Source organism: Pseudomonas sp. SD17-1 (assembly GCF_029201585.1).
GTDB classification, from domain to species: domain Bacteria; phylum Pseudomonadota; class Gammaproteobacteria; order Pseudomonadales; family Pseudomonadaceae; genus Aquipseudomonas; species Aquipseudomonas palmensis.
Window position 1 is genome coordinate 2,683,965 of sequence record NZ_CP104044.1, and the last position, 22,695, is coordinate 2,706,659.

Below are 22,695 nucleotides of genomic sequence, written 5' to 3' on the forward strand. Positions count from 1 at the left end.
ACCATGCTTTCAAGAACCGCTGCAGACCTCTACTGGATGTCGCGTTACCTGGAGCGCGCGGAAAACCTCGCGCGCATGCTCGAAGTGAGCTATTCGCTGTCGCTGATGCCCCAGGCCGGACGCAGCGACGGCCACGCGGAGCTGGCCATGTCGCTGCTGGCGGCCGGCACGCTGGAAGACTACAAGGCCCGCCACGGCGCGCTCGACACCGAGCACATGCTGCACTTCTTTGCCCTGGACGAGGCCAACCCCGGCAGCATCTACTGCTGTTTGCGTGCGGCGCGCAGCAATGCCCACGCCGTGCGCGGGCGCATCACCGCCGACATGTGGGAGAACATCAATGCCACCTGGCTGGAGATGCGCGCCATTGCCGGCAACGGCCTGGGCCGCTACGGCATCAGCCAGTTCTGCGAATGGGTGCGGGAGCGTTCGCACCTGTTTCGCGGGGCCACCTCGGGCACCATCATGCGCAACGAGGCCTATGGCTTCATTCGCCTGGGCACCTTCATAGAGCGCGCCGACAACACCTTGCGTCTGCTGGATGCGCGCTACGAGATGTTTGGCGAGGAGTCGGAGGAGGTCAGCGACAAGTCGGCCCGTGGCTACTACCAGTGGAGCGCCTTGCTGCGCGCCCTGTCGTCGTTCGAGGCTTTCAACGAGATCTACCGCAACGCACCGAACGCCGAGCAGGTTTCGGAAATGCTGCTGTTGCGCGCCGAGGTGCCGCGCTCGCTGCATGCCTGCATCCAGGAGCTGGACCTTGAACTGTCCAACCTGCCCGGCATCAACGGCCGCCCGGCGCAGCGCCTGGCCGCCGGCCTCAACGCTCGCCTGCGCTACACCGGCATCGACGAGATCCTCGATGCAGGCCTGCACGCCTGGCTGATCGAGTTCATCGATCAGGTCCGCGACCTGGGCCAGGCCATTCACGACGCCTACCTGGAGGTGGTATGAAACTGTCCATTCGCCACGACACCACCTACAGCTATGCCAACGAGGTGTGCACCAGCATCCAGTTCCTGCGCCTCACGCCCCAGGACAGCGAGCGCCAGCGGGTCATCGACTGGCAGGTGGACATGCCGCGCAAGGTGCGCAGCCAGCTCGACCCCTATGGCAACGTGCTGCATGTACTGACCCTGGACGAGCCCCACGGCGAGATCGTGCTGTGCGCCCACGGCCAGGTGGAGATCGACCCCACCCGCGAGGTGGAGCCGGACCTGCAGTCGCCGCTGCCGTTTCTGCGCAGCAGCCCGCTGACCGCCGCCGACGAGGCGCTGCTGACGTTTGCCGCGCAGCATTGCGGCGAGCGGCGCGACAGGGCGGCGCTGATCGAGCTGATGAATGCGCTGGCCGAGCACATGCCCTACAGCCCCGGCGCGACCGAGGTGGGCACTACCGCGGCCGAGTCGTTCGCCAGGCAGGCGGGGGTTTGCCAGGACCATACCCATGCGTTTCTGGCCTGTGTGCGCAGCCTGGGTATCCCGGCGCGCTATGTGTCGGGCTACCTGTGCACCGAGGACGCCACGCACCTGGCCAGCCATGCCTGGGCCGAAGCCTGGCTGGGGGAGGGCTGGTACAGTTTCGATATCACCAATCGGCTGGCCAGGCCCGAGCGCCACCTGAAGCTGGCGGTGGGGCTGGATTACCTGGATGCGTGCCCGGTGCGCGGAATGCGCCGGGGCGGGGGGATGGAGCACATGCTGGCCAAGGTGCAGGTGGAACTGATGGTGCAGGTGCAGTAGCCAGGCGATGCAAGGTGTCGACGCCATCGCGGGTCAAGCCTGCTCCCACAGGGGCCACGGCAATCCTGTGGGAGCGGGCTTGACCTGCGACGAGGCGCTGCAGATCGAGGGTCAGGCGCGCTCGATGGCCAACGCCACACCCTGCCCACCACCGATGCACAGGGTTGCCAGGCCCTTCTTCGCATCACGCTTGATCATTTCGTGCAGCAACGACACCAGCACTCGGCAACCCGAGGCACCGATCGGGTGGCCCAGGGCAATCGCGCCGCCGTTGACGTTGACCTTGCTCGCGTCCCAGCCCAGCTCCTGGCCCACCGACAACGCCTGGGCCGCGAAGGCTTCGTTGGCTTCGATCAGGTCCAGCTGATCCAGCGACCAGTCGGCCTTCTGCAGGCAGCGACGGGTCGCGCTGACCGGGCCGATACCCATGATCGCCGGGTCCACGCCCGCATTGGCATAGGCCGCAATGCGCGCCAGTACCGGCAGGCCCAGGGCCTTGGCCTTGGCCGCGCTCATCAGCAGCACCGCCGCTGCGCCGTCGTTGAGGCTCGAGGCGTTGCCCGCCGTCACGCTGCCGTCCTTCTTGAACGCCGGCTTGAGCTTGGCCAGCGACTCGGCGGTGGTGCCGGCGCGGGGCTGTTCGTCGGTGGCGAACACCAGCGGCTCACCCTTGCGCTGCGGGATCTGGATCGGGGTGATCTCGTCGGCAAAGCGGCCGGCCTCGATGGCCGCGCAGGCCTTTTGCTGCGAGGCGGCGGCAAAGGCGTCCTGGGCCTCACGGGTGATGGCGTACTTGTCCACCAGGTTCTCGGCGGTGATGCCCATGTGGTAGTCGTTGAAGGCATCCCACAGGCCGTCGCTGATCATGCTGTCGATCATGCTGGCATGGCCCATGCGCAGGCCGGTGCGCGCGGCAGGCAGCACGTAGGGGGCCAGGCTCATGTTCTCCATGCCGCCGGCGATGATCACCTCGGCGTCGCCACAGCGGATCGCCTGGGCGCCCAGGTGCAGGGCCTTGAGGCCCGAGCCGCAGACCTTGTTCAGGGTCAGGGCCGGCACCGCATGGGGCAGGCCGGCCTTGATCGCGGCCTGGCGCGCCGGGTTCTGGCCGCTGCCGGCGGTGAGCACCTGGCCCAGAATCACCTCATCCACTTCGCTGCCGGCCAGCCCGGTCTGCTCCAGCAGGCGGCGGATCACCGCTGCGCCCAGCTCCGGGGCCGGGATGGCGGCCAGCGAACCCTGGAAACTGCCGATGGCGGTACGAGTGGCCGCGACAATGACGACGTCTTGCATGGAATGTTCTCCTTGTTAGTGGTCCAGTGGCGTGAGTGTTGCGCCATTACATATATTTGTTAAGTTGATTTTTGAGATGGATTGATCGATAAACCTCAACAATTCCCCGTTTTGCCGGAGTCAGCATGACCGTCAAGCAGCTGCGTGCCTTCTGGGCAGTGGCCCAGAGCCTGAGTTTTGCGGTGGCTTGCGAGCGTCTGCACCTGTCGCAGTCGGCACTGAGCCTGACCATCAAGTCGCTGGAGGAGGGCCTGGGCGGGCGGCTGTTCACGCGCACCACGCGCAACGTCACGCTGACCCCGGAAGGCGAATCGCTGCTGCCCCTGGCGCGCCGCCTGCTTGCCGACTGGGACAATGCCGAGGACGAGATCCGCCAGCGCTTCACCCTGCAGCGCGGGCGCGTGACCATTGCGGCGATGCCGTCGTTCGCCGGCAACCTGCTGCCGCCCATCCTGAAGAACTTTCGCACCCGCTACCCTAACATCGGGGTCACGGTGAACGACGTGATCAACGAACAGGTGCTGGAGATGGTGCGTGACCGCCAGGTGGAGCTGGGGGTGGCGTTCGAACCGTTCGAAGGCTCGTCGCTGGTGTTCTCGCCCCTGTACGTCGACCGGTTCACTGCCGTGGTGCCGCTGGATTCGCCCCTGGCCGCGCTGGATGAAATCGACTGGCAGACCTTGCTGCAGCAGCCGTTCATTACCTTGCAACGGCCCTCGAACGTGCGCGTGATGCTCGAAGAGCACCTCAAGGCGCGCGGCATGAAGCTGGCGGTGGAGTTCGAGAGCCATCAACTGGTGACAGTGGGTCGCATGGTGGCCAGCGGGCTTGGGGTCAGCGCGGTGCCGGCCCTGTGCGCCGGCCAGATGCACGAGCTGGGCGCGCGCTGCATCACCCTGCGCGACCCGGTGGAACGTGCCATCGGGGTGCTGAGCAAGCCGGGCCACGAACTGTCGGCTGCGGCCCAGGCGTTGTTCGACAGCCTGCATGAACAGCAGGCCGAGGCCAGGCGCTAGACGGCGGCGAGCAGGCTGCGCAGGGGCACCTTGTTCTTCATCACCGGCGACTTGATCACGATGTAGCTGAAGTACTTCTCGATGCCGATGTTCTGGTCGAGGATGGTTTCCATCAGCTCCTGGTAATGCTGGATGCTGCTGGTCAGAAAGCGCACCAGGTAGTCATAGCCACCGCTGATCAGGTGGCATTCGAGCACTTCGTCGATGTTGCGGATGCTCGATTCGAATTTCTGAAAGTCGGAGCGTTTGTGGTCGCTCAGTGTGACTTCGGTGAAGATGGTTACCGAGTTGGCGAATTTGGCCAGGTTCAGGTGGGCTTCGTAGCCGCTGATATAGCCTGCCGCCTCGAGTCGCTTGACCCGTTGCAGGCACGGGCTGGGCGACAGCCCCACGGCTTCGGCCAGGCTGACGTTGGTCATGCGGCCGTCTTTCTGCAACTGGACCAGGATGTTGATATCGATCCGATCGAGCTTGGTTGCCGCTTCCATTCCTGACTCCTGAAATGCGGGATGACAAAAAAACACACTTTCACCCACGGGGCCTTCGCTGGCAAGGCCGCTCCCGGCGGGAGCCGGCATTGCCAGCGAAGGTGGCGCCGCAGAGGGGGCGGATTACGCCGTAGCGCGGGTCAACGCCTGGTCGAGCATGCGCAGCGCTTCGGAGATCTGCGCCTCGGTGGTCACCAGCGGTGCCAGGAAGCGCACCACGTTGCGGTACACGCCGCACTTGATCACCAGCAGGCCGGCTTCACGGGCCTGGTCGATGATGGCCTGGGCCAGGTTCGCGTCCGGGGTCTGCGCGGCGTCGTCGGCCACGATCTCGATGGCCTGCATGAAGCCCAGGCCACGCACGTCGCCGATGCACGGGTAGCGGTTCTGCAGGGCCAGCAGGCCTTCACGCAGTTGCACCGCACGCTGCTCGCCCTGTGCCAGCAGGTCTTCTTCCTCGAACAGGTCCATCACCGCCAGTGCAGCCGCGCAGGCCACGGCGTTGCCGCCGTAGGTGCCGCCCAGGCCGCCCGGGGTCGGCGCGTCCATGATCTCGGCACGCCCCACCACACCCGACAGCGGCATGCCGCCGGCCAGGCTCTTGGCCACTGTCACCAGGTCAGGCTGGATGCCCGAATGCTGGAAGCCGAACGGCTTGCCGGTACGCCCGAAGCCTGCCTGGATCTCGTCCAGGATCAGCACGATGCCGTGGCGTGTGCAGCGTTCGCGCAGGGCACGCAGGAAGGCATCGGGGGCGCGCAGGAAGCCGCCATCGCCTTGCACCGGCTCGATCAGGATGGCCGCCACGCGGTCGGGGGCCACGTCGGTGGCGAACAGGTGGTCGAGTTCGGCCAGGGCGTCGTCACTGCTCACGCCGCGGTATTCGTTGGGGTAGGTGGCGTGGTAGATCTCGGCCGGGAACGGGCCGAAGTTCTGCTTGTACGGCTGGCTCATGCCGGTCAGGGTGACGCCCAGCAGGGTGCGCCCGTGGAAGCCGCCGCGGAACGAGATCACCGCCGGGCGGTTGGTGTAGCCACGGGCGATCTTGATGGCGTTCTCCACCGCTTCGGCGCCGGAGGTGAACAGCACGCTCTTGTAGGCTTCGCCGCCACCGACCATGGCGTTCAGGCGCGCTGCCACGTCGATGTACGACGCATAGGCCACCACCTGGAAGCTGGCATGGGAGATCTCGCCCACCTGGCGGCGCACGGCCTCGACCACACGCGGGTGGTTGTGGCCGACGTTGAGCACGCCGATGCCGCCGACGAAGTCCAGGTAGCGCTTGCCGTCCACGTCCCACAGCTCCGAACCCTGGGCGTGGCTGACCACGATCGGGTGGGCGGTGGCGATGCCGCGGGGTACGTGCTGCTCGCGCAGGGCCAGCAGGCGTTGATTTTCAGTCAGTGCAGAATTCATGGTGCAGCTCCATTAACTAACGATGGTGTCAGGGGTTCGGGAACGCAGGTATTCAGTCGAGGCCGCCCATGTGCCAGGCCTTGATTTCGAGGAACTCGTCCAGGCCGTACTTGGAGCCTTCACGGCCGGTACCGGACTGTTTCATGCCGCCGAACGGGGCCACTTCCATGGAGATGATCCCGGTGTTCAGGCCGACCATGCCGAACTCCAGGCGCTCGCCCACACGCCAGGCGCGGCGCATGTCCTGGGTGAAGTAGTAGGCGCCCAGGCCGAACGGGGTAGCGTTGGCGATGGCCAGGGCCTCGGCTTCGTCCTTGAAACGGAACAGCGGGGCAACCGGGCCGAAGGTCTCTTCGGTGGCCAGCAGCATGTCGGTGGTGGCGTCCAGCAGCACGGTCGGCTGCACGAACAGGCCGGTGTCGTCGGGCATGCCGCCAATCGAGATGCTGGCGCCTTTTTCCACCGCATCGCCGATGTGGCTGGCGACTTTTGCGACGGCGGCGGCGTTGATCAGCGGGCCGATGGTCACGTTCTCGCCCAGGCCATCACCCACCTTCAGCTCGGCCACCGCAGCCCGCAGGCGCTCGGCGAAGCGGTCGTAGATGCCGTCCTGCACCAGAATGCGGTTGGCGCACACGCAGGTCTGCCCGGCGTTGCGGAACTTGCTCAGCATCACCCCGGCAATCGCCAGGTCGAGGTCGGCGTCGTCGAACACGATGAACGGCGCGTTGCCACCCAGCTCCAGGCTCAGGCGCTTGAGGGTGTCGGCGCACTGGCTCATCAGCAGCTTGCCGATGCGCGTGGAGCCGGTGAACGACAACTTGCGCACGGCCTGGTTGGCGGTCACTTCGCTGCCGATGCCGGCAGGCAGGCCGGTGAGCACGTTGAACACCCCGGCCGGGATGCCGGCACGATCTGCCAGTACCGCCAGGGCCAGGGCCGACAGCGGGGTCATCTCGGACGGCTTGACCAGCACGGTGCAGCCGGCGGCCAGGGCCGGCGCGCATTTGCGCGTGATCATCGCGTTGGGGAAGTTCCACGGGGTGATGGCCGCCACCACGCCGATCGGCTGCTTGAGCACCAGGATGCGGCGGTCGTTGGTGGGCGCGGGGATGGTGTCGCCGTAGATGCGACGGGCCTCTTCGGCAAACCATTTGACGAAGCTGGCGCCGTAGCCGATTTCGCCGCGCGACTCGCTCAGGGGCTTGCCTTGTTCGGCGGTCATGATCAGCGCCAGGTCTTCCTGGTTTTCCAGGATCAGGCTGTACCAGGCTTCCAGGTGACGTGCGCGGGTGGCGGCGGGGACTTCGCGCCAGCTTTCGAAACGGGCCTGGGCGGCCTCGATGGCGCGTCGCGTCTCGGCGGCGCCGAGGGCCGGGACCCGGGCGATTTCGCTGCCGTCGGCGGGGTTGATCACGGCAATCGTTTCGCCGTTGTCGGCATCGATCCAGCTGCCATTGACGTAAGCGCGTTCGACAAGCAGCGAGGGGTCACGCAGTGTGCTTTTCAACATGGAGAGGGTGCCTTCTACGGGTCCGGTGAATGGCACGATTGTAAGAACAGGCACGCAGTGACCGATGCCGAGATGACCGCTTGGGCCAGGCATAAATGCCGTATTGAGGGGGTTGGCAGCACACTATGCTGCGGGGGTGGTCGAGGTGTCTCCAGCGCCGGTCAAGCCCGCTCCCGCAAGGCCTCTGACGGCCTGCTGGAGCGGGCCTGGCCCGCCACCTGGCGGTACAGGCAGCAGATTGTTTGTCAGGCGTCGTTCTGCAGGCGGTACATCTCGGTTGCCACCTGCAGCTGAAAGCGCGCCTGCGGGTTCTCCATCGACAGCTGCAGCAGCTCTTCGATGCGCTCCACGCGGTAGCGTAATGTGCTGATGTGGATGTCCAGGCAGCGGGCGCTGCTGGCCAGCTGAAAGCCTTCGCTGGCCAGGGTGCACAGGGTTTCCATGAGCATGGCACCGTTCTTGTGCCGGGTCAGCGGGGTCACCAGGCGCTCCAGCAGCATGCGCCGTGCATCGTCGTCGCCCATCAGCGCCCGCGGAAACAGCACTTCGTCAAACCCATGCAGCTTGCCCGGGCGCAGCAGCGGCAGCAGGGTGGCCACATCCCCGGCGCCCTGGGCCATGCCTGCCACGCCCCGGTGCACGCGGCTGGCGGCCATGGCGCCGCCGTCCAGTCGAATATGCTTCCAGATCGACTCGGGCATCACATCGGCCGGCACGATCAGGCTGATCTGGTTCAACGACACCGACAGCAGGGGCGCGATTCCCAACCCCTGCATGATCTCGGTGATGCGCTCGGCCTGCTCCTTGCGCCGCTGGAAGCCCTCGCGGCTGAGGGGAATCGGCTCGTCCAGCAACACCAGGCACACGCGGTAGTCGCGGGTATGACACCAGCCGGACACCAGCGCACGTTCGATGGCGCGCGGCGTTTCGGGGAACTTGCCTTCCAGCAGACCTGCCACCAGCGCATGGCCCAGGCGGTTTTCCTGGTCCAGCAATTCGCGTTGATGGGACAGCTGCAGGGCGGCGATCAGCGCAGCATGTTCCACTGCGCGGCAGTGCAGCTCCTCGAAGCTGTCCCGCTGGCCCTTGAGCCACACCACCCCGACCCGCTCGCCCTGCAGGCGGATGGGGCAGCCCAGGCGAAACGCGCCGGCATCGGCGTCCAGCTCCAGCACCTGCGGCTCGACCCCCTGCAGCAGGTTGGCCTGCTCGTTCAGGTGGCGCATCACGGCAAGCTCCACGGCGTCATTGGCCGGCTCGCTGGCCCCCAGCACACTGCCGGAGCTGGCCACGATCAGCGCCGGCAGTTCCAGGGCGCTGGTGAGTGCGCTGGCCAGGCTCTGCAGGTTGTCGGCCTCGATGGCAGCGCGGGTGAGCATGCGGTGGATAAGGTCGGAGCGACGGATGATGCGGGTCTGGAAGTTGATGATCTGTTCGAGAACCTGCTGGGTGATGTCGCTGAAGGCGACTTCCCAGGGCAGTTCCAGCAAAGGGAAACAGCAGCGGTCGGCTTCTTCGATGGCCGCCTGGGGGAAGTGTTCGTGAAAGTGCGGGACTGCCATCACGACCCCGGCCAGGCCCAGCTCGGCCAGCCGGCGAACCATGTCGCGGCATTTTTGCGGGTCTTGCGGCCAGTTGTAGCCGGTGGTCAGCAGCAGGTCGCCCTTTTTCAGCCAGTTGAAGATGTCGGGGTGATCGACGATATGCACCCACGCCAGGTCGCGGTCCAGGCATTGCCTGCCCGCGACCACTGTGGCCTGGCTGAGGGAGGTCTGTTCCAGGGCGGTGGCGAGTTTCATGTGCAATCCACGATCCAGACACGATAGAGGATCGCAGTCTAGCGGACTGGACATGGCTGCGGGGAGGGCCCTGGACAGGAGAATAGAACCTGTGCGCTGATCATCCATGAGGCGCACAGGGAGGGGAAATCAGGACTTGCTAGCCCAGGCGTTGAACTTCTGTTCAAGCGTTTCTGCGTTCTCGAGCCAGAACTCGACGTTTACCCGCAGTGCATTCTTCTGGTTCTCTGCCGCGGTGGGCAGGTCGTCAGCCAGCGACTTGTCGAGCATTTCGGCGGCCTTGGTGTTGGACGGGCCGTAGGCCATCTGCTCGGTGTAGAGCTTCTGCTGCTCAGGCTGCATGGCGAACTTGATGAAGTCGTAGGCCTTGTCCAGGTTCTTGGTGCCGCGCGGGATGGCCCACTCGTCGAACTGGTACAGGTTCTGGTTCCAGACGATCTTCAGGTTGCTGCCGCTCTGCTGTGCAGCGTGGATGCGGCCGTTGTACGAGGACGCCATCACCACATCGCCAGCCACCAGGTACTGCGGCGGCTGTGCACCGGCTTCCCACCACTGAATGTACGGCTTGATCTCGTCCAGTTTCTTGAAGGCGCGGTCCACACCTTCTTTGGTGCTGAGCAGCTTGTAGACTTCGGCAGGCGGCACGCCGTCGGCCATCAGGGCGAATTCCAGCGAGCCACGGGCAGACTTGCGCAGGCTGCGCTTGCCCGGGAATTTCTTCACGTCCCAGAAGTCGGCCCAGCCGGTAGGGGCGACCTTCAGTTTGTCGGCGTTGTAGGCCAGCACGTTGGACCACACGAAGATACCGACGCCACAGCCGTCGTCACTCTTGGTGCCTTCGATCCAGTCGCCCGGCGTGCCGAGGCGTTCGTAGTCGAGTTTTTCGAACAGACCTTCTTCACAGCCACGGGCACGGTCGGTGTCTTCGGTATCGAGCACGTCCCAGGTCACGGTCTTGGTGTCGTTCATGGCGATGAGCTTGGAGATTTCACCGTTCCACTCGCCAGCGATCACCTGGGTCTTGGTCTTTTCTTCGTAGGGCTTGTAGAACGCGGTGACCTGCGCGGCCTTGCTCGCGCCACCATAGGAGATCACCGTGAGCTTGTCGGCAAAGGCACTGTTGGCCAGCATCAGGCCACCGAGCACGGTGAGGGTGAAGAGTTTTTTCGACATTCGAACGCTCCAATCAAGACTGTTATTTCGAGTTATGTTTGGCAGTTGCAAGCGGGCGCAAAATAGATGAAAGGTGCTGATTTTTATAGTGGCAAGGTGCCTGCTGTGTTTGAGAGTGAGTTGAGGCTAATGGATAAGCGCTGCCATGGGTATCTATTAAACGCAGGATAAGCCTATTTTTTTATCCTGCGCTTTATAGGAAGGTGCTTCGTACTTTAGTGGCGATCGAACCATACGGTCTGCGCGTTGCAGAACTCGCGAACGCCGAAGTGCGAGAGTTCGCGGCCAAAGCCGCTCTTCTTCACCCCACCGAAGGTCACGCGAGGATCACTGGCGCTGTAGCCGTTGATGAACACGCCGCCGCACTCCAGTTCGTCGGCCAGTTGTCGGGCCAGTGCCGCATCCCGGGTGTACACGGTCGAGGTCAGGCCGAATTCGCTGTCGTTGGCCAGCTGCAGGGCGTGGCGCGCATCCCGGGCAGTGATGATCGAGGCCACCGGGCCGAACAGCTCCTGGCGGAACGAGGTCATCTGGTCGGTGACGTCGGCCAGTACCGTGGGCGCGTAGTAGTTGCCCGGGCCTTCGACCTTGTGCCCGCCCAGCAGCAGCGTGGCGCCTTCGGCCAGGGTGGCCTGGACCTGCTGGTCGAGCTCGTCGCGCAGGTCATGACGCGCCATCGGCCCCAGGTAGGTGTCGGCCAGCAACGGGTCGCCCATCACCAGCGCGCGGGTTTTCTCGACGAACTTGCGGGTGAATGCCTCGACCACGCCGGCTTCGACGATCAGCCGCTTGGCTGCCGCGCACACCTGGCCGGTGTTCTGGTAGCGGCCGATCACGGCAGCCTGTACGGCGGCATCCAGGTCGGCATCGTTCAACACGATGAACGGGTCGGAGCCGCCCAGTTCCAGTACGCATTTTTTCAGCGCGGCACCGGCCTGGGCACCGATGGCGGCACCGGCACGCACGCTGCCGGTAAGGGTCACGGCGACGATGCGCGGGTCGACGATGGCCCTGGATACGCCCTCAGGCGTCACGTTGAGCACCTCGAACACGCCTTCGGGGAATTCGGCCTGCTGGAACGCATCGCGCAGCAGGTAGGCCGAGCCCATCACATTGGGCGCGTGCTTGAGCACGTAGGTGTTGCCGGCGATCAGCGCGGGTACCGCACCGCGCAGCACTTGCCACAGCGGAAAGTTCCACGGCATCACCGCGAGGATCGGGCCCAGTGGGCGGTATTCGATGTGGGCCTTGGCGTCGGGTACCTGGGTCGGCTCGGGGGCCAGCATGGCCGGCCCGTTCTCGGCGTACCACTCGCACAGCTGGGCGCACTTTTCCACTTCGCCGCGGGCCTGGGCCGCAGGCTTGCCCATTTCCAGGGTAATCATCCGCGCCATGGCCTGGGCGTTGTCGCGCAGCACGCCGGCCAGTTTCACCAGCAGGGCCGAGCGGGTGGCCAGCGGGGTACGCCGCCAGCCGGCAAACCCGGCAGCGGCGCGGCCCAGGGCGGCGTCCATCAGTGCGTCGGTTTCATAGGCGTAGTGGCCGATGCGTTCACCGGTGGCCGGGTTGATCGAGAGGGCATGGGTGTGGCTGGTTATGTCGGTCATGGCGGGCGTTCCTGTCAGAAGGGAAACAGGGGCCCAGCGTAATGCCGTGCTAATCTTTCGAAAACTGAATAATAAAAACGGTTTCTTTCACGTTTGGAGAATGTTTTTGGACCTGGTACAGCTTGAGATCTTCACCGCCGTGGCCGAGCACGGCAGCATCAGCGCAGCCGCCCAGCACATCCACCGCGTGCCGTCGAACCTGACCACGCGGATCAAGCAGCTGGAGGCCGACCTGGGGGTGGAGCTGTTCATTCGTGAAAAGCTGCGCCTGCGCCTCTCGCCGGCCGGCTGGACCTTCCTGGAGTACGCCAAGCGCATCCTGGCCTTGGTGGAGGAGGCCCGCCTGACCGTGGCGGGGGAGGAACCCCAGGGGGCGTTCTCGCTGGGCTCGCTGGAAAGTACCGCAGCGGTGCGCATCCCCGCGTTGCTGGCGGCCTACAACCAGCAGTACGCCAAGGTCGAGCTGGACCTCTCCACCGGGCCGTCGGGCACCATGATCGAGGGCGTGCTGTCGGGACGCCTGGCGGCGGCCTTCGTCGACGGCCCGGTGCTGCACCCCTCGCTGGAGGGCGTGCCGGTGTTCGAGGAGGAGATGGTCATCATCGCGCCGCTCAACCATGCGCCGATCCACCGTGGCCAGGACGTCAACGGGCAGAGCATCTATGCGTTCCGGGCCAACTGTTCGTACCGCCATCATTTCGAGCGCTGGTTCACCCAGGATGCCGCCGTGCCGGGCAAGATCTTCGAACTGGAGAGCTACCACGGCATGCTCGCCTGCGTGAGCGCAGGGGCGGGGCTGGCGCTGATGCCACGCAGCATGCTCGAGAGCATGCCGGGGTGCGCCACGGTCAGCGTGTGGCCGATGTCGCAACGTTTTCGCTACCTGCGCACCTGGCTGGTATGGCGCAGCGGCACGGTATCGCGCAGCCTGGCGATGTTCGTGAAACTGCTGGAGGAGCGGGGCGCGGTGCTCCAATAGTGCGGCGTGGCGCCACTGCGGTCTGGCGGTTATCGCACTTTTTGCGTTTTTTCGGCTCTATTCATCGCCAGGCCGCGTCGATCCCCGACGCGGCCCGTGAACCCAGACCCCGGTGCCGATGGTTTATCCGCTTTGCGTTCCACCCCAGCGCGTGCTGCGCCGGCTGTTGCTGGCGGGTACGCTGATGGCCTGCGCCGCTGGCTGTACCCAGCAGCAGGGGCGCGATATCGCCACCCAGCTGGGCAACGGCCGGCCCCAGGAACTGTTCCAGACCAGCGTCGATCGCATGGCCACGCTGTCGATGCAGGACAACCTGCAGAGCCTGTACCTGTTGATGGGCAAGCTGTACCTGCGCAACCCCAACCAGTGGCGCGAATCGGGCTTTCTCGATGCTGCCAGTGCCGAGCGGCAGATCCGCCAGGCCATCGAGCAGCGCCAGGCCTTGCCGCAGCTGGGCGAGCGCCGCGACCTGGCGGCACTGAGCTATGCCCTGAGCCCGGAGTTCAGGGGCGACCGCGTTGGCGCGTTCATCTACGCCATCGGCAGCATGCTGGTGACCGCCCATGGCGGGCGTACCGAATTCTTCATCACCGACACCATCGACCCGCAGTTCGTCAGCAACGCAGCGCGCAACATCGAGAAGGCCACCTGGCTGCTGAGCCAGCGCCAGGATGCCAATGGCGTGCTGTTGCTGTTCTCCAACGAAATCTCCGAGGCGGGCAGCAACCTGAGCTTTGCCGTGGAGTTCGGCAAGATCGTCGCGCGCCTGGACCTGCTGACCCAGATGCTCGACGAGCGCTACCGGCGCATCGGCCTGAACTATGCGCAGAGCCTGTTGCTGATGAACTTTCTGCCGGTGCAGTGAGGTGTCTGCCTGGCGCCTTTGGGCGCAGATTCACTGAACCATCGCGGCGTCGCCTGACCTAACGCAATACCATTCGGGAGATGACGCATGCAAAACAACGGTTATATCTGGATCACATTGGCGGTAATCCTGGCCCTGGTGGAACTGTGGGCCATCAAGAGCATCATCGGCAGCAAGAGCAAGGCCGACCGCAAGATGTTGTGGATCGTGCTGGTGGTGTTCGTGCCGCTGGTCGGCCTGATCGTGTGGGGCGTGGCGGGACCCAAGGCGATCAACAACAACGCGGCCTCTCGCAACGGCTGACTCAACGGCGCAAATTGAGCTTCGGATTGCTGGCTGACATGGCCATTTGACACCCCTCCATTCGCCATCTAGCGTTGAGCGCGAAATTGCGCATTCGCGCAGACCCCACTGGCAAGGAGGCTAGACGGCCATGATCAGCCCGGCATCGATCAAATCCATTCGTGTGCACCCAGGGCTCGGCGTTGCCCGTGTCGGCAACGCCGATGGCGATGAGGAGTACGTACTCGCCGCGCAGGTGCCAGGGGCACTGGCCAGCAGCGCCGACGGGCAATTTCGCGATGCCAGGGGCCAGGTGCGGCGCCAGGCCGTGCGCTTTCGCCTCTATGCCGAACTGCACGACGGCACCGTACAGGAGCTGAGCCTGGACGACGGCGTGCAGATCGAATGGACCGTGGAAGTCGCCAACCTCAAGGCCGGCTGGTACGCCTTCGAAAATGCCATGGACCTGCCCGGCCAGTACGCCATCGCCGAAAAACGACGCAACCCGCTCGTGACCGGTGCGCAGCGCCAGGCCCTGGACATCCGCCCCGGCCCCAGGACCATCAGCGGCCGCCGCCAGCAAGGCAAGCCCTTCCATTTCGACACCGGCACCTTCCACGGCAAACCCGTGTACCTGGGCGAACTGCGCACCGACGAGGCCGGGCGCCTGATCGCCCTCGGCGGGCACGGCCACAGCGCACCGCGGGTGGACAAGACCCCACCGACAACCTTCGCCAACAACGACGACTGGCACGACGACGTGTCGGACGGCCCGGTGTACGCACGGGTGACGTTCAACAACGGCCAGCGCCTGGATGCCGAGCCCGGCTACCTGGTGGTGACGCCCCCCAACTACGCGCCAGGGCTGTTCGGCGTGGTCACCATGGAAGAGGTGGTGCGCGACCTGTTCGTGCGCCAGGGTCAGCTGCCGGCCGAGCCGAGCTGTTCGTTCACCCGCGATATCTGGCCGATCTTCGAGCGCATGACCCACATGCAGTGGACCAACCAGGGCCTGTTCATGCTCAGCGGCCACGGTTCGCCACTCGATACCCAGAACCCCGACGTGGTGGCCCGGCTGGCCGACCCCGGTGAGGCCAGTGCGGACTTTCGGCGCAAGGTCTTCGCGCTGTTTCGCGACCCCGCCAGCACCGCCGAGTTCGCCCCGGCGCTGTTGCCCCTGTACGGCGACTATTACGGCGACTATGACCTCGACCCCCAGCCGCCATCCGCGGTCGGGCTCGCGGTCACCCCGCTGATGTACCAGGCCTTGAGCCAGTGGGTGCAAGGCGAATTCGTCGCCGACTGGCAGGGCGCGCCGGTGCCGGCAGACTTCGACACGCTCGAACCGCGCGCCCAGGCCCAGGCGCTGGACCGCGCCGGCCTGCATGAATGCCTGGGCGGCCCGTTCCACCCGGGCATCGAACTGACCTGGTTCATGCGTGTGCCCAGCGTGTGGCGCAGCCCTTATCGCCTGGCGGTACTGCCCCAGGGGCAGGCGGTGCGCCAGGATTTCGGTGACGAACTCACGCCACAGGTGTGCCTGGCACCCCAGGGCCCGCTGGACGGCGTGGGCCCGGGTTCGCTGACCCGCGCGCTGGGCGTGCCGTGGCAGACCGACGAGGCCTCGTGCCTGTCGGATGCCGAGTACGAGCCCAGTACCTACCTGTCGTTCCCCAGCTACTGGGGGGCCCGCGTGCCCAACCAGGTACTGAGCAGCGAGGCGTGGGAGCGTGTGGGCGCAAGACGCACTACGCCGGCGCAGCAGCTCAAGCACTTTTCCTACCGCGAAGACTGGCTGCGCGACCTGAAGGGCAGCTACTTCACGCGCATCAACCTGATGGTGAGCCACTGGTGGGAGTTGGGCATTCTGCTGGCCCACGACGCCACCCCCGAGGCGATTGCACTGGGGTTGCCGGCGCGGGCCTGGATCGAAAGCGGGCGGCCCGAGCGGGTCACCGGCTCCAATGCCAAGCTCGACCTGCTGGCGGTGATCGAGGCCCTGGATTCGCCGCCACCGTTGCTGGGCGAGACCGAACTGGAGCTGCCCAGGCAGAAGGTACCGCCACGTCGTCGGCTGCGCAGGGACGAGATTTGAACCCCGTGCACGACGTGCTGGTGGTGGGCGCCGGGCCGGCCGGCACGGCGCTGGCCATCCGCCTGGCGCAGGCCGGGTTGCAGGTGGGGCTGGTGGAGCGTGAACCCGAGGCGGCGCTGCGCCCCGGCGAGTGCCTGTCCCCCGAGGCGTTGCCTGCACTTGCCGCACTGGGGCACGCCGACCTGCTCGACGACAGCACCGTGGCGCGACGCTGCTGCGGCGTGCAGTCGATCTGGCTGACCAGCGAGCCGGTATTTCGCGACTACTTCTGCGAGCGCGCCGCCCATGGCGCGTTCCTGGAACGACGGGTGTTCGACGCCCGGCTGCGGGAAAGGGCGGCGGCGCTTGGGATCACCCGTGAAGACGACGTGCGGGTGACCCATGCCGATTTTGCCGACGACAGCATTACCCTGGGCGGTCGGCGAGGTGAACACCCCTGGCGCGGGCAGGCACGTTTCGTGGTGGATGCCACCGGCAAGGCCAGTTGCATCGCCCGGCTCGGCGGGGCACGACGCCAGCGCCTGAGTCGTCAGGTGGCCGTCGCGGCGCGCCTGCCCCGAGGTGGCTCGGAACTGGCCGACACCGAGTGGCTGCTGATCGAGGCGGATGCCCAGGGCTGGTGGTCCGGGGCCACCACCGCCAGCGGCCAGCGCCACCTGGTGCGCTTCTTTCCCGGCGGTGACGGTCAGCGCACCGCGCCGCAGTTGGCCGAGCAACTGCAGCGCACGCGCCTGATGCAGCGCTATGCAGGTGCCGACGAACTGGCCGCAGCGCAGGTTCAGGTGCTGGATGCCGGCTGCAGTGCACTGCAGCGCTGTGCATCGGCGCACTGGCTGGCGGTGGGCGAGGCGGCCATCGCCTTCGACCCGGTGTCGTCCCAGGGGCTGACCCACGCCCTGGGTGCCACCGACCTGGCTGCCCGCGCCATCCTGGCCAGGTTGCAGCAGGGCCGTTTGGACCTGCTGCACCAGTACGACCGGCACACCCGTATCACCCTGGGGCATTCGCTCAAGGGCCTGGCGCGGCACTACGCGCAGTGCCAGCCGTTGATGGCCGCGGGCTGAGGGCAGGGCGCCGGCGTTCCGGATTGCGGAATAAATTCCTCATCTGCAATACTGGCGCCGAATCCCTTCACTGGAACACCCTCTCCATGACGTATCGCCTGCAGGCTGACGCCGTGACGCTTCGCTACGACCAGCGCACGATCTCCACGGACCTTTCGGTGGCTATCACCGAAGGGTCCTTTACCGTCATCGTCGGCCCCAATGCCTGTGGCAAATCCACCTTGCTGCGGGCCTTGTCGCGCCTGCTGGTGCCTTCGAGCGGCACGGTGCTGCTCGATCAGGTCGATATTCACACGCTCGCGGCCAAGGACGTGGCCCGGCGGCTCGGCCTGCTGCCCCAGAGCGCGGTTGCGCCCGACGGCATCACCGTGGCCGACCTGGTGGCCCGCGGGCGCTACCCGCACCAGTCGTTCCTGCGCCAATGGTCGCAGGCCGACGAACAGGCCGTGACCGCGGCCATGCAGGCGGCGCAGGTCAGCGAGCTGTCCGAGCGCCTGCTGCAGGAGTTGTCCGGCGGCCAGCGCCAGCGGGTATGGATCGCCATGGTGCTGGCGCAGCAGACGCCGGTACTGCTGCTCGACGAGCCCACCACCTACCTCGATATCGCGCACCAGATCGAACTGCTGGAACTGCTGGCCGAGCTCAATCGCCAGGGCCGCACCATCGTTGCGGTGCTGCATGACCTCAACCAGGCGTGCCGCTATGCCTCGCACCTGATCGCCATGAAGGCCGGCGCCATCGTCGCCCAGGGCGACCCGGCGCGCATCTTCACCGAGGCCCTGGTGCAGGAGGTGTTCGGCGTGGCCTCGATGATCATCGCCGACCCGGTCAGCGGCACGCCGCTGCTGGTGCCCTTGTCGCGCGAGCGGGCGGTGGTGTCAGGCGCCTTGCCACGGCAGGCCGCCGGTTGACTGGTTGACCCGGCTGGCCGCCCGGAACAGCGCATCGCGGTCTTCGGGCGTCTTGAGCTGACCCAGGTCGGTCACCGTGGTCACCACACACACGATCTCGCCCTGGGCGTCGAACACCGGCGCGGCCTGCCCGGTGACATTCGACAGCAGGTGGCTGGTCTTCTCGGCCCAGCGGCTGCTGCGCACCTCGTCCAGCACAGCCTTGGCCGGCGCCGTGCCGCGAAAGTGCGCCGGTTGCAGCTTGCGCGCCGCATCGATGGTGGCCTTGGGCAGGAAGGCCTGGAACACCAGCCCGCAGGCGGTGTTGTCGATGGGCAGCACGTCGCCCAGGGCCAGCGGGTTGATCGAGAAGAACGCGCTGCGGTACCAGCGCACCAGCGTCGGGCCACGGTCGGTCCAGATCGCCACGCCGCCGCTGGCCGCATGCTGGTGGGCCAGCGCCTTCATGTGCTGCGCGGCGATCTCCACTGCATCCACCCGCTTGAGCGCACCGATACCGATGCTCAGCGCCGCCGGGCCCAGGTCGTACAGGCTACTGGCCGGGTCCTGCCTGGCCAGGCCCTCCTTGACCAGACTCTGCAGATAGCGGTGCGCGGTGGACGCGCCGGTCTGGGTGCGCCGCGCCACTTCCCCCAGGGCCAGTTCGTGCTCGGCACTGGCCAGTACGTTGAGAAAGCGGGCGGCGATGGCGACGGACTGAATGGTGCCCGAACGTTTTTCGCCCGGCGCGTGCGGGGCGTCATCCGCAGCTGGAATGGTTTTTTTCAACGGGCCTCTCCTCATCGCCGGCTGGCGGCTGGTCCTCATCAGGCATCAAGTGAGCGCCGCTTGTGCGCGGCGTCGGTGCGCATGATACCGACTTTTCCGAGCGCTGGCCGGGCCCCTGGATTTACCACATTGCAGAATGAATTCTCTATTGAGGAATGAAGTGGTCACATGATACCTTTCGCACAAACGATTATGATTATCATTTGGAGCGTATCTTGAAGGCCTATTCACCCCTTGAACTCACCTGCGGTTTCAGCGTGCTGACCCTGGCGACCGTGCTCGGCATGGCGCCCGCGATGGCCGATGATGCCGTTGCTGCCCCGGGCAAAGGCGCAGTCACCTTCGAACCGATCATGATCACCGGGGAAAAGCTCGAGCGTGACCTGAAGAACACTGCCTCCTCGGTGTCGGTCAAGACTGCCCGCGACATCGAGCGCCAGAACACCGGCAACGCCAGCGTGCATGAAGTGCTCAATGACGTGCCCAACGTGATCTACACCGACTCGGTAGGCGCGCCGATCATCCGCGGCCAGGACACCCAGGGCCCGAACAACGGGCAGAACCAGTTCTGGGGCGGCACCGTGCCACGGGCCACCATCAACCTGGACGGCCACTACCTGAACTACAACGAGATGTTCTTCGGCGCCACCTCGGTGTGGGACGTGGACAGCATCGAGGTGTTCCGCGGCCCGCAGACCACCTCGCAAGGCGCCAACGCCATCGCCGGCGCGATCATCGTCAACACCAAGGACCCGACCTTCACCCCCGAGGCCGCCTACCAGGCCGAGATCGGCAACTACAACGCCAAGCGCACCTCCATCGCGCTGTCCGGGCCGCTGATGGGTACCGACCTGGCCGGGCGCCTGGCGGTGGACTACTCGGCGCGCGATACCTTCATCGACTACACCAACCCCAACTTCCAGAAGGGCAAGACCGACCACGACTTCAGCGCGCTCACCACCCGCGCCAAGCTGCTATGGCTGCCCACCGACATCCAGGGGCTGGAGGCCAAGTTCACCTTCTCGCACAACGAGAGCAACCGCCCCACCCAGGAAGCCGCCTCGGCGCCGTACCACAAGCTCGATCACACCACCACGACCATGCCCAGCTGGGAGCAGAGCACCAACACCAGCGTGCTGGACGTGAGCTACGACTTCGACAACGGCCTCAAGCTGATCAACCAGGCGCAGTATTCGTTGTCCAGCGTGCAGCGCTACACCGGCATCCCGGGGCAGGGCGACGCCGACATCAAGCAGAAGAACCTGTCCAACGAAACCCGCCTGGTGTTCGGTGACCAGCACAGCGTGCTCAGCGGCGCCACCGGCCTCTACGTGGCGCGCACCAGGACCGACGAAACCCTCAACCTGGCCGGGCTGTCGGCGTTCGACGACACCAAGGAAAACCTCGGCCTCTTCGGCGAGCTGAACTACCGCCTGAGCGACCTGTGGACCCTGAGCACGGGCCTGCGTTTCCAGCAGGACCGTATCGAGCGCGACGGCAACTCGGTGCTGGCGCCCACTGCGCTGGACTACCAGAAGACCTTCACCGCCGTGCTGCCCAAGGTATCGCTGGCCTACGCCGCGACCCCGGACTGGACCGTGGGCGCGATGGTCAGCCGCGGCTACAACCCGGGCGGTGTCTCGCTCAACCTGTCGACGCGCCAATGGCAGTACTTCAAGGAAGAGTCGGTGTGGAACTACGAGCTGTTCACCCGCGCCAGCCTGCTCGATGACCGCCTGCGCCTGAGCGGCAACCTGTTCTACATGGACATGAAGGATTCGCAGTACAACATTCCGGTGGTGATCTCCACCGGGATCAGCCAGTCCTACACCATCAATGCCGAGAAGGCCCACGCCTACGGTATGGAACTGAGCGCCGACTACCAGCTGCTCGACAGCCTGACCCTCAAGGCCAGCGCCGGCACCCTGCGCACGCGCATCGACCGCATCACCAGCAACGACAGCTACCAGGCCAACGAGTTTGCCAAGTCGCCCGGCTACACCCTGAGCTTCGGGCCCAGCTGGGACGTGACCGACAAGCTCAACCTGTCGGCCCAGGTGCGGCATATCGACGGCTACTACTCCGACACGGCCAACAACTCGTCGTATTCGGTCGACTCCTACACCCTGACCGATGCCCGCGCCAGCTACCAGTTCACCCCGGCGGTGGAACTGTACGGCTACGTCAAGAACGTGTTCGACGACCGCTCGGCCACCTACCTGCAGCAGAACCGCGGTATCGGCGGCACCGAGGCGAGCATGACCACGCCACGCATGTTCGGCGTGGGCGTCAAGGGCTCGTTCTGAATCAACCCACTGTCAACGGCGGCCCTGGGGCCGCCGTACTCGATCACTTGCACCCGGAGCTTTGATGACCTCGCCCAAGCGACTCCATATCGGCCTTTCACTGGCCCCCACCTGGCTCAGCGGCGACGCCTGGCGGCGCGCCGACAGCAACGTCGAGGGCCTGTTCACCAGCGCCTTCGCCATCGATCTGGCGCAGCGCGCCGAAGCCGCGCACCTGGACTTCGTGTTCCGCCCCGACGTCAGTTGCCTGCCGGTGGAAATGCTCGAAAGCGGCCCTGGTTTCACCAGCCTCGACCCCACCATCCTGCTGGCCGCCGTGGCCCAGCAGACCTCGCACATCGGCCTGGTGTCGACGGTGTCGACCACCTTCTATCCACCGTATGTGGTGGCGCGCCAGCTGCAATCGCTGAACTGGATCAGCAACGGGCGCGTGGGCTGGAACATCGTCACCGCCTTGCAGGGGCACGAGAACTTCGGCCTTGAGCAGATGCCCGACGCCGACGAGCGCTATGCGCGGGCGGCCGAGTTCACCGAGCTGGTGCACCAGCTGTGGGGCAGCTTCCCGTTCGAGGCGCTGACCATCGACCGTGCCAATGGCTGCTATGCCGACACCACCCAAGTGCGCCCGGTCAACCATGAGGGCACCTACCTCAAGGTCAAGGGCCCGCTGAACCTGCCAGCCTTCCCCGGCACGCGCATTCCGCTGATCCAGGCCGGTGCCTCGGAGTCGGGGCGGGATTTCGCCGCCTCGGTGGCCGACCTGGTGTTCGCACCCACGCCCGACAAGGAAGCGGCGCTTGAACTGCGCCGTGACCTGGGCCGGCGCGCCGAACGCCATGGCCGCTCGGCGCAGGCGATCCGCCTGCTGCCGGGCCTGAGCCTGTACCTGGCCGACACCCGCGAGCAGGCCCGGGCGGTGTTCATGCAAACCCACGGGCGCATGAACCGCGCGCGCAAGCTGGCCTCGATCAAGGAAATGACCGGGCTGGACCTGGCCGACTGGCCCCTCGACCGCCCGGTGACCCGCGCCGACCTGCCGGTGGTTGCGCCGGACGCCTCCAGCCGTACCCACAGCAGCCTGCTGCGCCGGCTGATCGAGCGCGAGTCGCTGAGCATCGACCAACTGCTGCTGCGCCCCGAGGTGATCTCGGCGGCGCACTGGCAGGTGGTCGGCACCGTCGACGATGCCTTCGAGCAGATCGCGGACTGGGCTGCCAGTGGCGCCATCGACGGCTTCATAGCCGCGCCCGGTGGCTCGGTCGAGTCGCTGAACCTGTTTCTCGACCAGTTGATGCCACGCCTGGTGCAGGCCGGCCTGTTCCGCGAGGGCTACAGCGGCTCGACCTTCGCCCACCACCTTGACGAGCAGGGCTAGACG

General features: G+C 66.0%; 19 protein-coding genes. 11 read left to right on the forward strand and 8 right to left on the reverse strand.

Annotation, left to right across the window (positions count from 1 at the left end; translation table 11 throughout):
* The first annotated feature begins 3 nt into the window (after positions 1-3).
* Positions 4-954, forward strand: coding sequence for an alpha-E domain-containing protein (locus tag N0B28_RS12225; protein ID WP_043861214.1), 951 nt, complete (start codon positions 4-6; stop codon positions 952-954).
* Positions 951-1,742 carry a transglutaminase family protein gene (locus tag N0B28_RS12230; RefSeq protein ID WP_078480915.1) on the forward strand — a complete coding sequence of 264 codons (792 nt, stop codon included), beginning with the start codon at positions 951-953 and terminating at the stop codon, positions 1,740-1,742. The genes N0B28_RS12225 and N0B28_RS12230 overlap by 4 nt, the downstream gene beginning before the upstream one ends.
* Before the next feature lie 111 nt (positions 1,743-1,853).
* Here N0B28_RS12230 and N0B28_RS12235 read toward each other — a convergent pair whose 3' ends face one another.
* On the reverse strand, positions 1,854-3,035 hold the full coding sequence (locus N0B28_RS12235; RefSeq protein WP_043861216.1) for an acetyl-CoA C-acetyltransferase: 1,182 nt from the start codon (positions 3,033-3,035) through the stop codon (positions 1,854-1,856).
* Between the two features lie 125 nt (positions 3,036-3,160).
* Here N0B28_RS12235 and N0B28_RS12240 point away from each other — a divergent pair, with 125 nt between their 5' ends.
* Positions 3,161-4,051 carry a LysR family transcriptional regulator gene (locus N0B28_RS12240; protein WP_043861217.1) on the forward strand — a complete coding sequence of 297 codons (891 nt, stop codon included), beginning with the start codon at positions 3,161-3,163 and terminating at the stop codon, positions 4,049-4,051.
* Here the strand turns inward: N0B28_RS12240 and N0B28_RS12245 are convergent.
* From N0B28_RS12245 to N0B28_RS12270, 6 genes are all read right to left on the reverse strand, one after another.
* A complete protein-coding gene (locus tag N0B28_RS12245) occupies positions 4,048-4,539 on the reverse strand; it encodes a winged helix-turn-helix transcriptional regulator (protein ID WP_043861218.1) in 492 nt (163 codons plus the stop codon). The genes N0B28_RS12240 and N0B28_RS12245 overlap by 4 nt on opposite strands.
* A 123-nt stretch (positions 4,540-4,662) precedes the next feature.
* Positions 4,663-5,955, reverse strand: a complete 1,293-nt coding sequence (gene gabT, locus N0B28_RS12250) for a 4-aminobutyrate--2-oxoglutarate transaminase (RefSeq protein ID WP_043861219.1) — start codon at positions 5,953-5,955, stop codon at positions 4,663-4,665.
* Between the two features lie 52 nt (positions 5,956-6,007).
* Entirely contained in the window at positions 6,008-7,468 is a 1,461-nt protein-coding gene (locus N0B28_RS12255; protein WP_054914469.1) for an NAD-dependent succinate-semialdehyde dehydrogenase, read from the reverse strand.
* Between the two features lie 245 nt (positions 7,469-7,713).
* Entirely contained in the window at positions 7,714-9,267 is a 1,554-nt protein-coding gene (locus tag N0B28_RS12260) for a PucR family transcriptional regulator (RefSeq protein WP_058540217.1), read from the reverse strand.
* 129 nt (positions 9,268-9,396) lie between these two features.
* The gene (locus N0B28_RS12265; protein WP_229590265.1) at positions 9,397-10,398 is read right to left on the reverse strand and encodes a polyamine ABC transporter substrate-binding protein; all 1,002 of its coding nucleotides are present in this window, start codon (positions 10,396-10,398) and stop codon (positions 9,397-9,399) included.
* 257 nt (positions 10,399-10,655) lie between these two features.
* Positions 10,656-12,047: an aldehyde dehydrogenase family protein gene (locus N0B28_RS12270; RefSeq protein WP_054914471.1), complete on the reverse strand. Its 1,392-nt coding sequence runs from the start codon at positions 12,045-12,047 to the stop codon at positions 10,656-10,658.
* A gap of 106 nt (positions 12,048-12,153) precedes the next feature.
* On the opposite strand from N0B28_RS12270, the gene N0B28_RS12275 reads away from it, so the two are divergent.
* The 6 genes from N0B28_RS12275 to N0B28_RS12300 all read left to right on the forward strand — a co-directional run bounded on the left by N0B28_RS12275 (position 12,154) and on the right by N0B28_RS12300 (position 18,243).
* A complete protein-coding gene (locus N0B28_RS12275; RefSeq protein ID WP_088515131.1) occupies positions 12,154-13,026 on the forward strand; it encodes a LysR family transcriptional regulator in 873 nt (290 codons plus the stop codon).
* Positions 13,027-13,144: 118 nt separating this feature from the next.
* A complete protein-coding gene (locus tag N0B28_RS12280; protein ID WP_275731931.1) occupies positions 13,145-13,891 on the forward strand; it encodes a hypothetical protein in 747 nt (248 codons plus the stop codon).
* Between the two features lie 87 nt (positions 13,892-13,978).
* Positions 13,979-14,194 (forward strand): PLD nuclease N-terminal domain-containing protein, encoded by a 216-nt coding sequence (locus N0B28_RS12285; RefSeq protein WP_043861225.1) that lies wholly within the window; start codon positions 13,979-13,981, stop codon positions 14,192-14,194.
* Positions 14,195-14,324: 130 nt separating this feature from the next.
* Complete coding sequence (locus N0B28_RS12290) at positions 14,325-16,268, forward strand: LodA/GoxA family CTQ-dependent oxidase (protein WP_275731933.1); 1,944 nt, start codon at positions 14,325-14,327, stop codon at positions 16,266-16,268.
* A gap of 5 nt (positions 16,269-16,273) precedes the next feature.
* Complete coding sequence (locus tag N0B28_RS12295) at positions 16,274-17,332, forward strand: NAD(P)/FAD-dependent oxidoreductase (protein ID WP_229590264.1); 1,059 nt, start codon at positions 16,274-16,276, stop codon at positions 17,330-17,332.
* A gap of 86 nt (positions 17,333-17,418) precedes the next feature.
* Complete coding sequence (locus N0B28_RS12300; RefSeq protein WP_043861228.1) at positions 17,419-18,243, forward strand: ABC transporter ATP-binding protein; 825 nt, start codon at positions 17,419-17,421, stop codon at positions 18,241-18,243.
* On the opposite strand, the gene N0B28_RS12305 is transcribed toward N0B28_RS12300, so the two are convergent.
* On the reverse strand, positions 18,211-19,011 hold the full coding sequence (locus N0B28_RS12305) for an IclR family transcriptional regulator (RefSeq protein WP_229590123.1): 801 nt from the start codon (positions 19,009-19,011) through the stop codon (positions 18,211-18,213). The genes N0B28_RS12300 and N0B28_RS12305 overlap by 33 nt on opposite strands.
* A gap of 215 nt (positions 19,012-19,226) precedes the next feature.
* Here N0B28_RS12305 and N0B28_RS12310 point away from each other — a divergent pair, with 215 nt between their 5' ends.
* Positions 19,227-21,317, forward strand: coding sequence for a TonB-dependent receptor (locus N0B28_RS12310; RefSeq protein WP_058540521.1), 2,091 nt, complete (start codon positions 19,227-19,229; stop codon positions 21,315-21,317).
* 64 nt (positions 21,318-21,381) lie between these two features.
* Positions 21,382-22,692 carry an NtaA/DmoA family FMN-dependent monooxygenase gene (locus tag N0B28_RS12315; protein ID WP_213607423.1) on the forward strand — a complete coding sequence of 437 codons (1,311 nt, stop codon included), beginning with the start codon at positions 21,382-21,384 and terminating at the stop codon, positions 22,690-22,692.
* Positions 22,693-22,695: the final 3 nt, after the last annotated feature.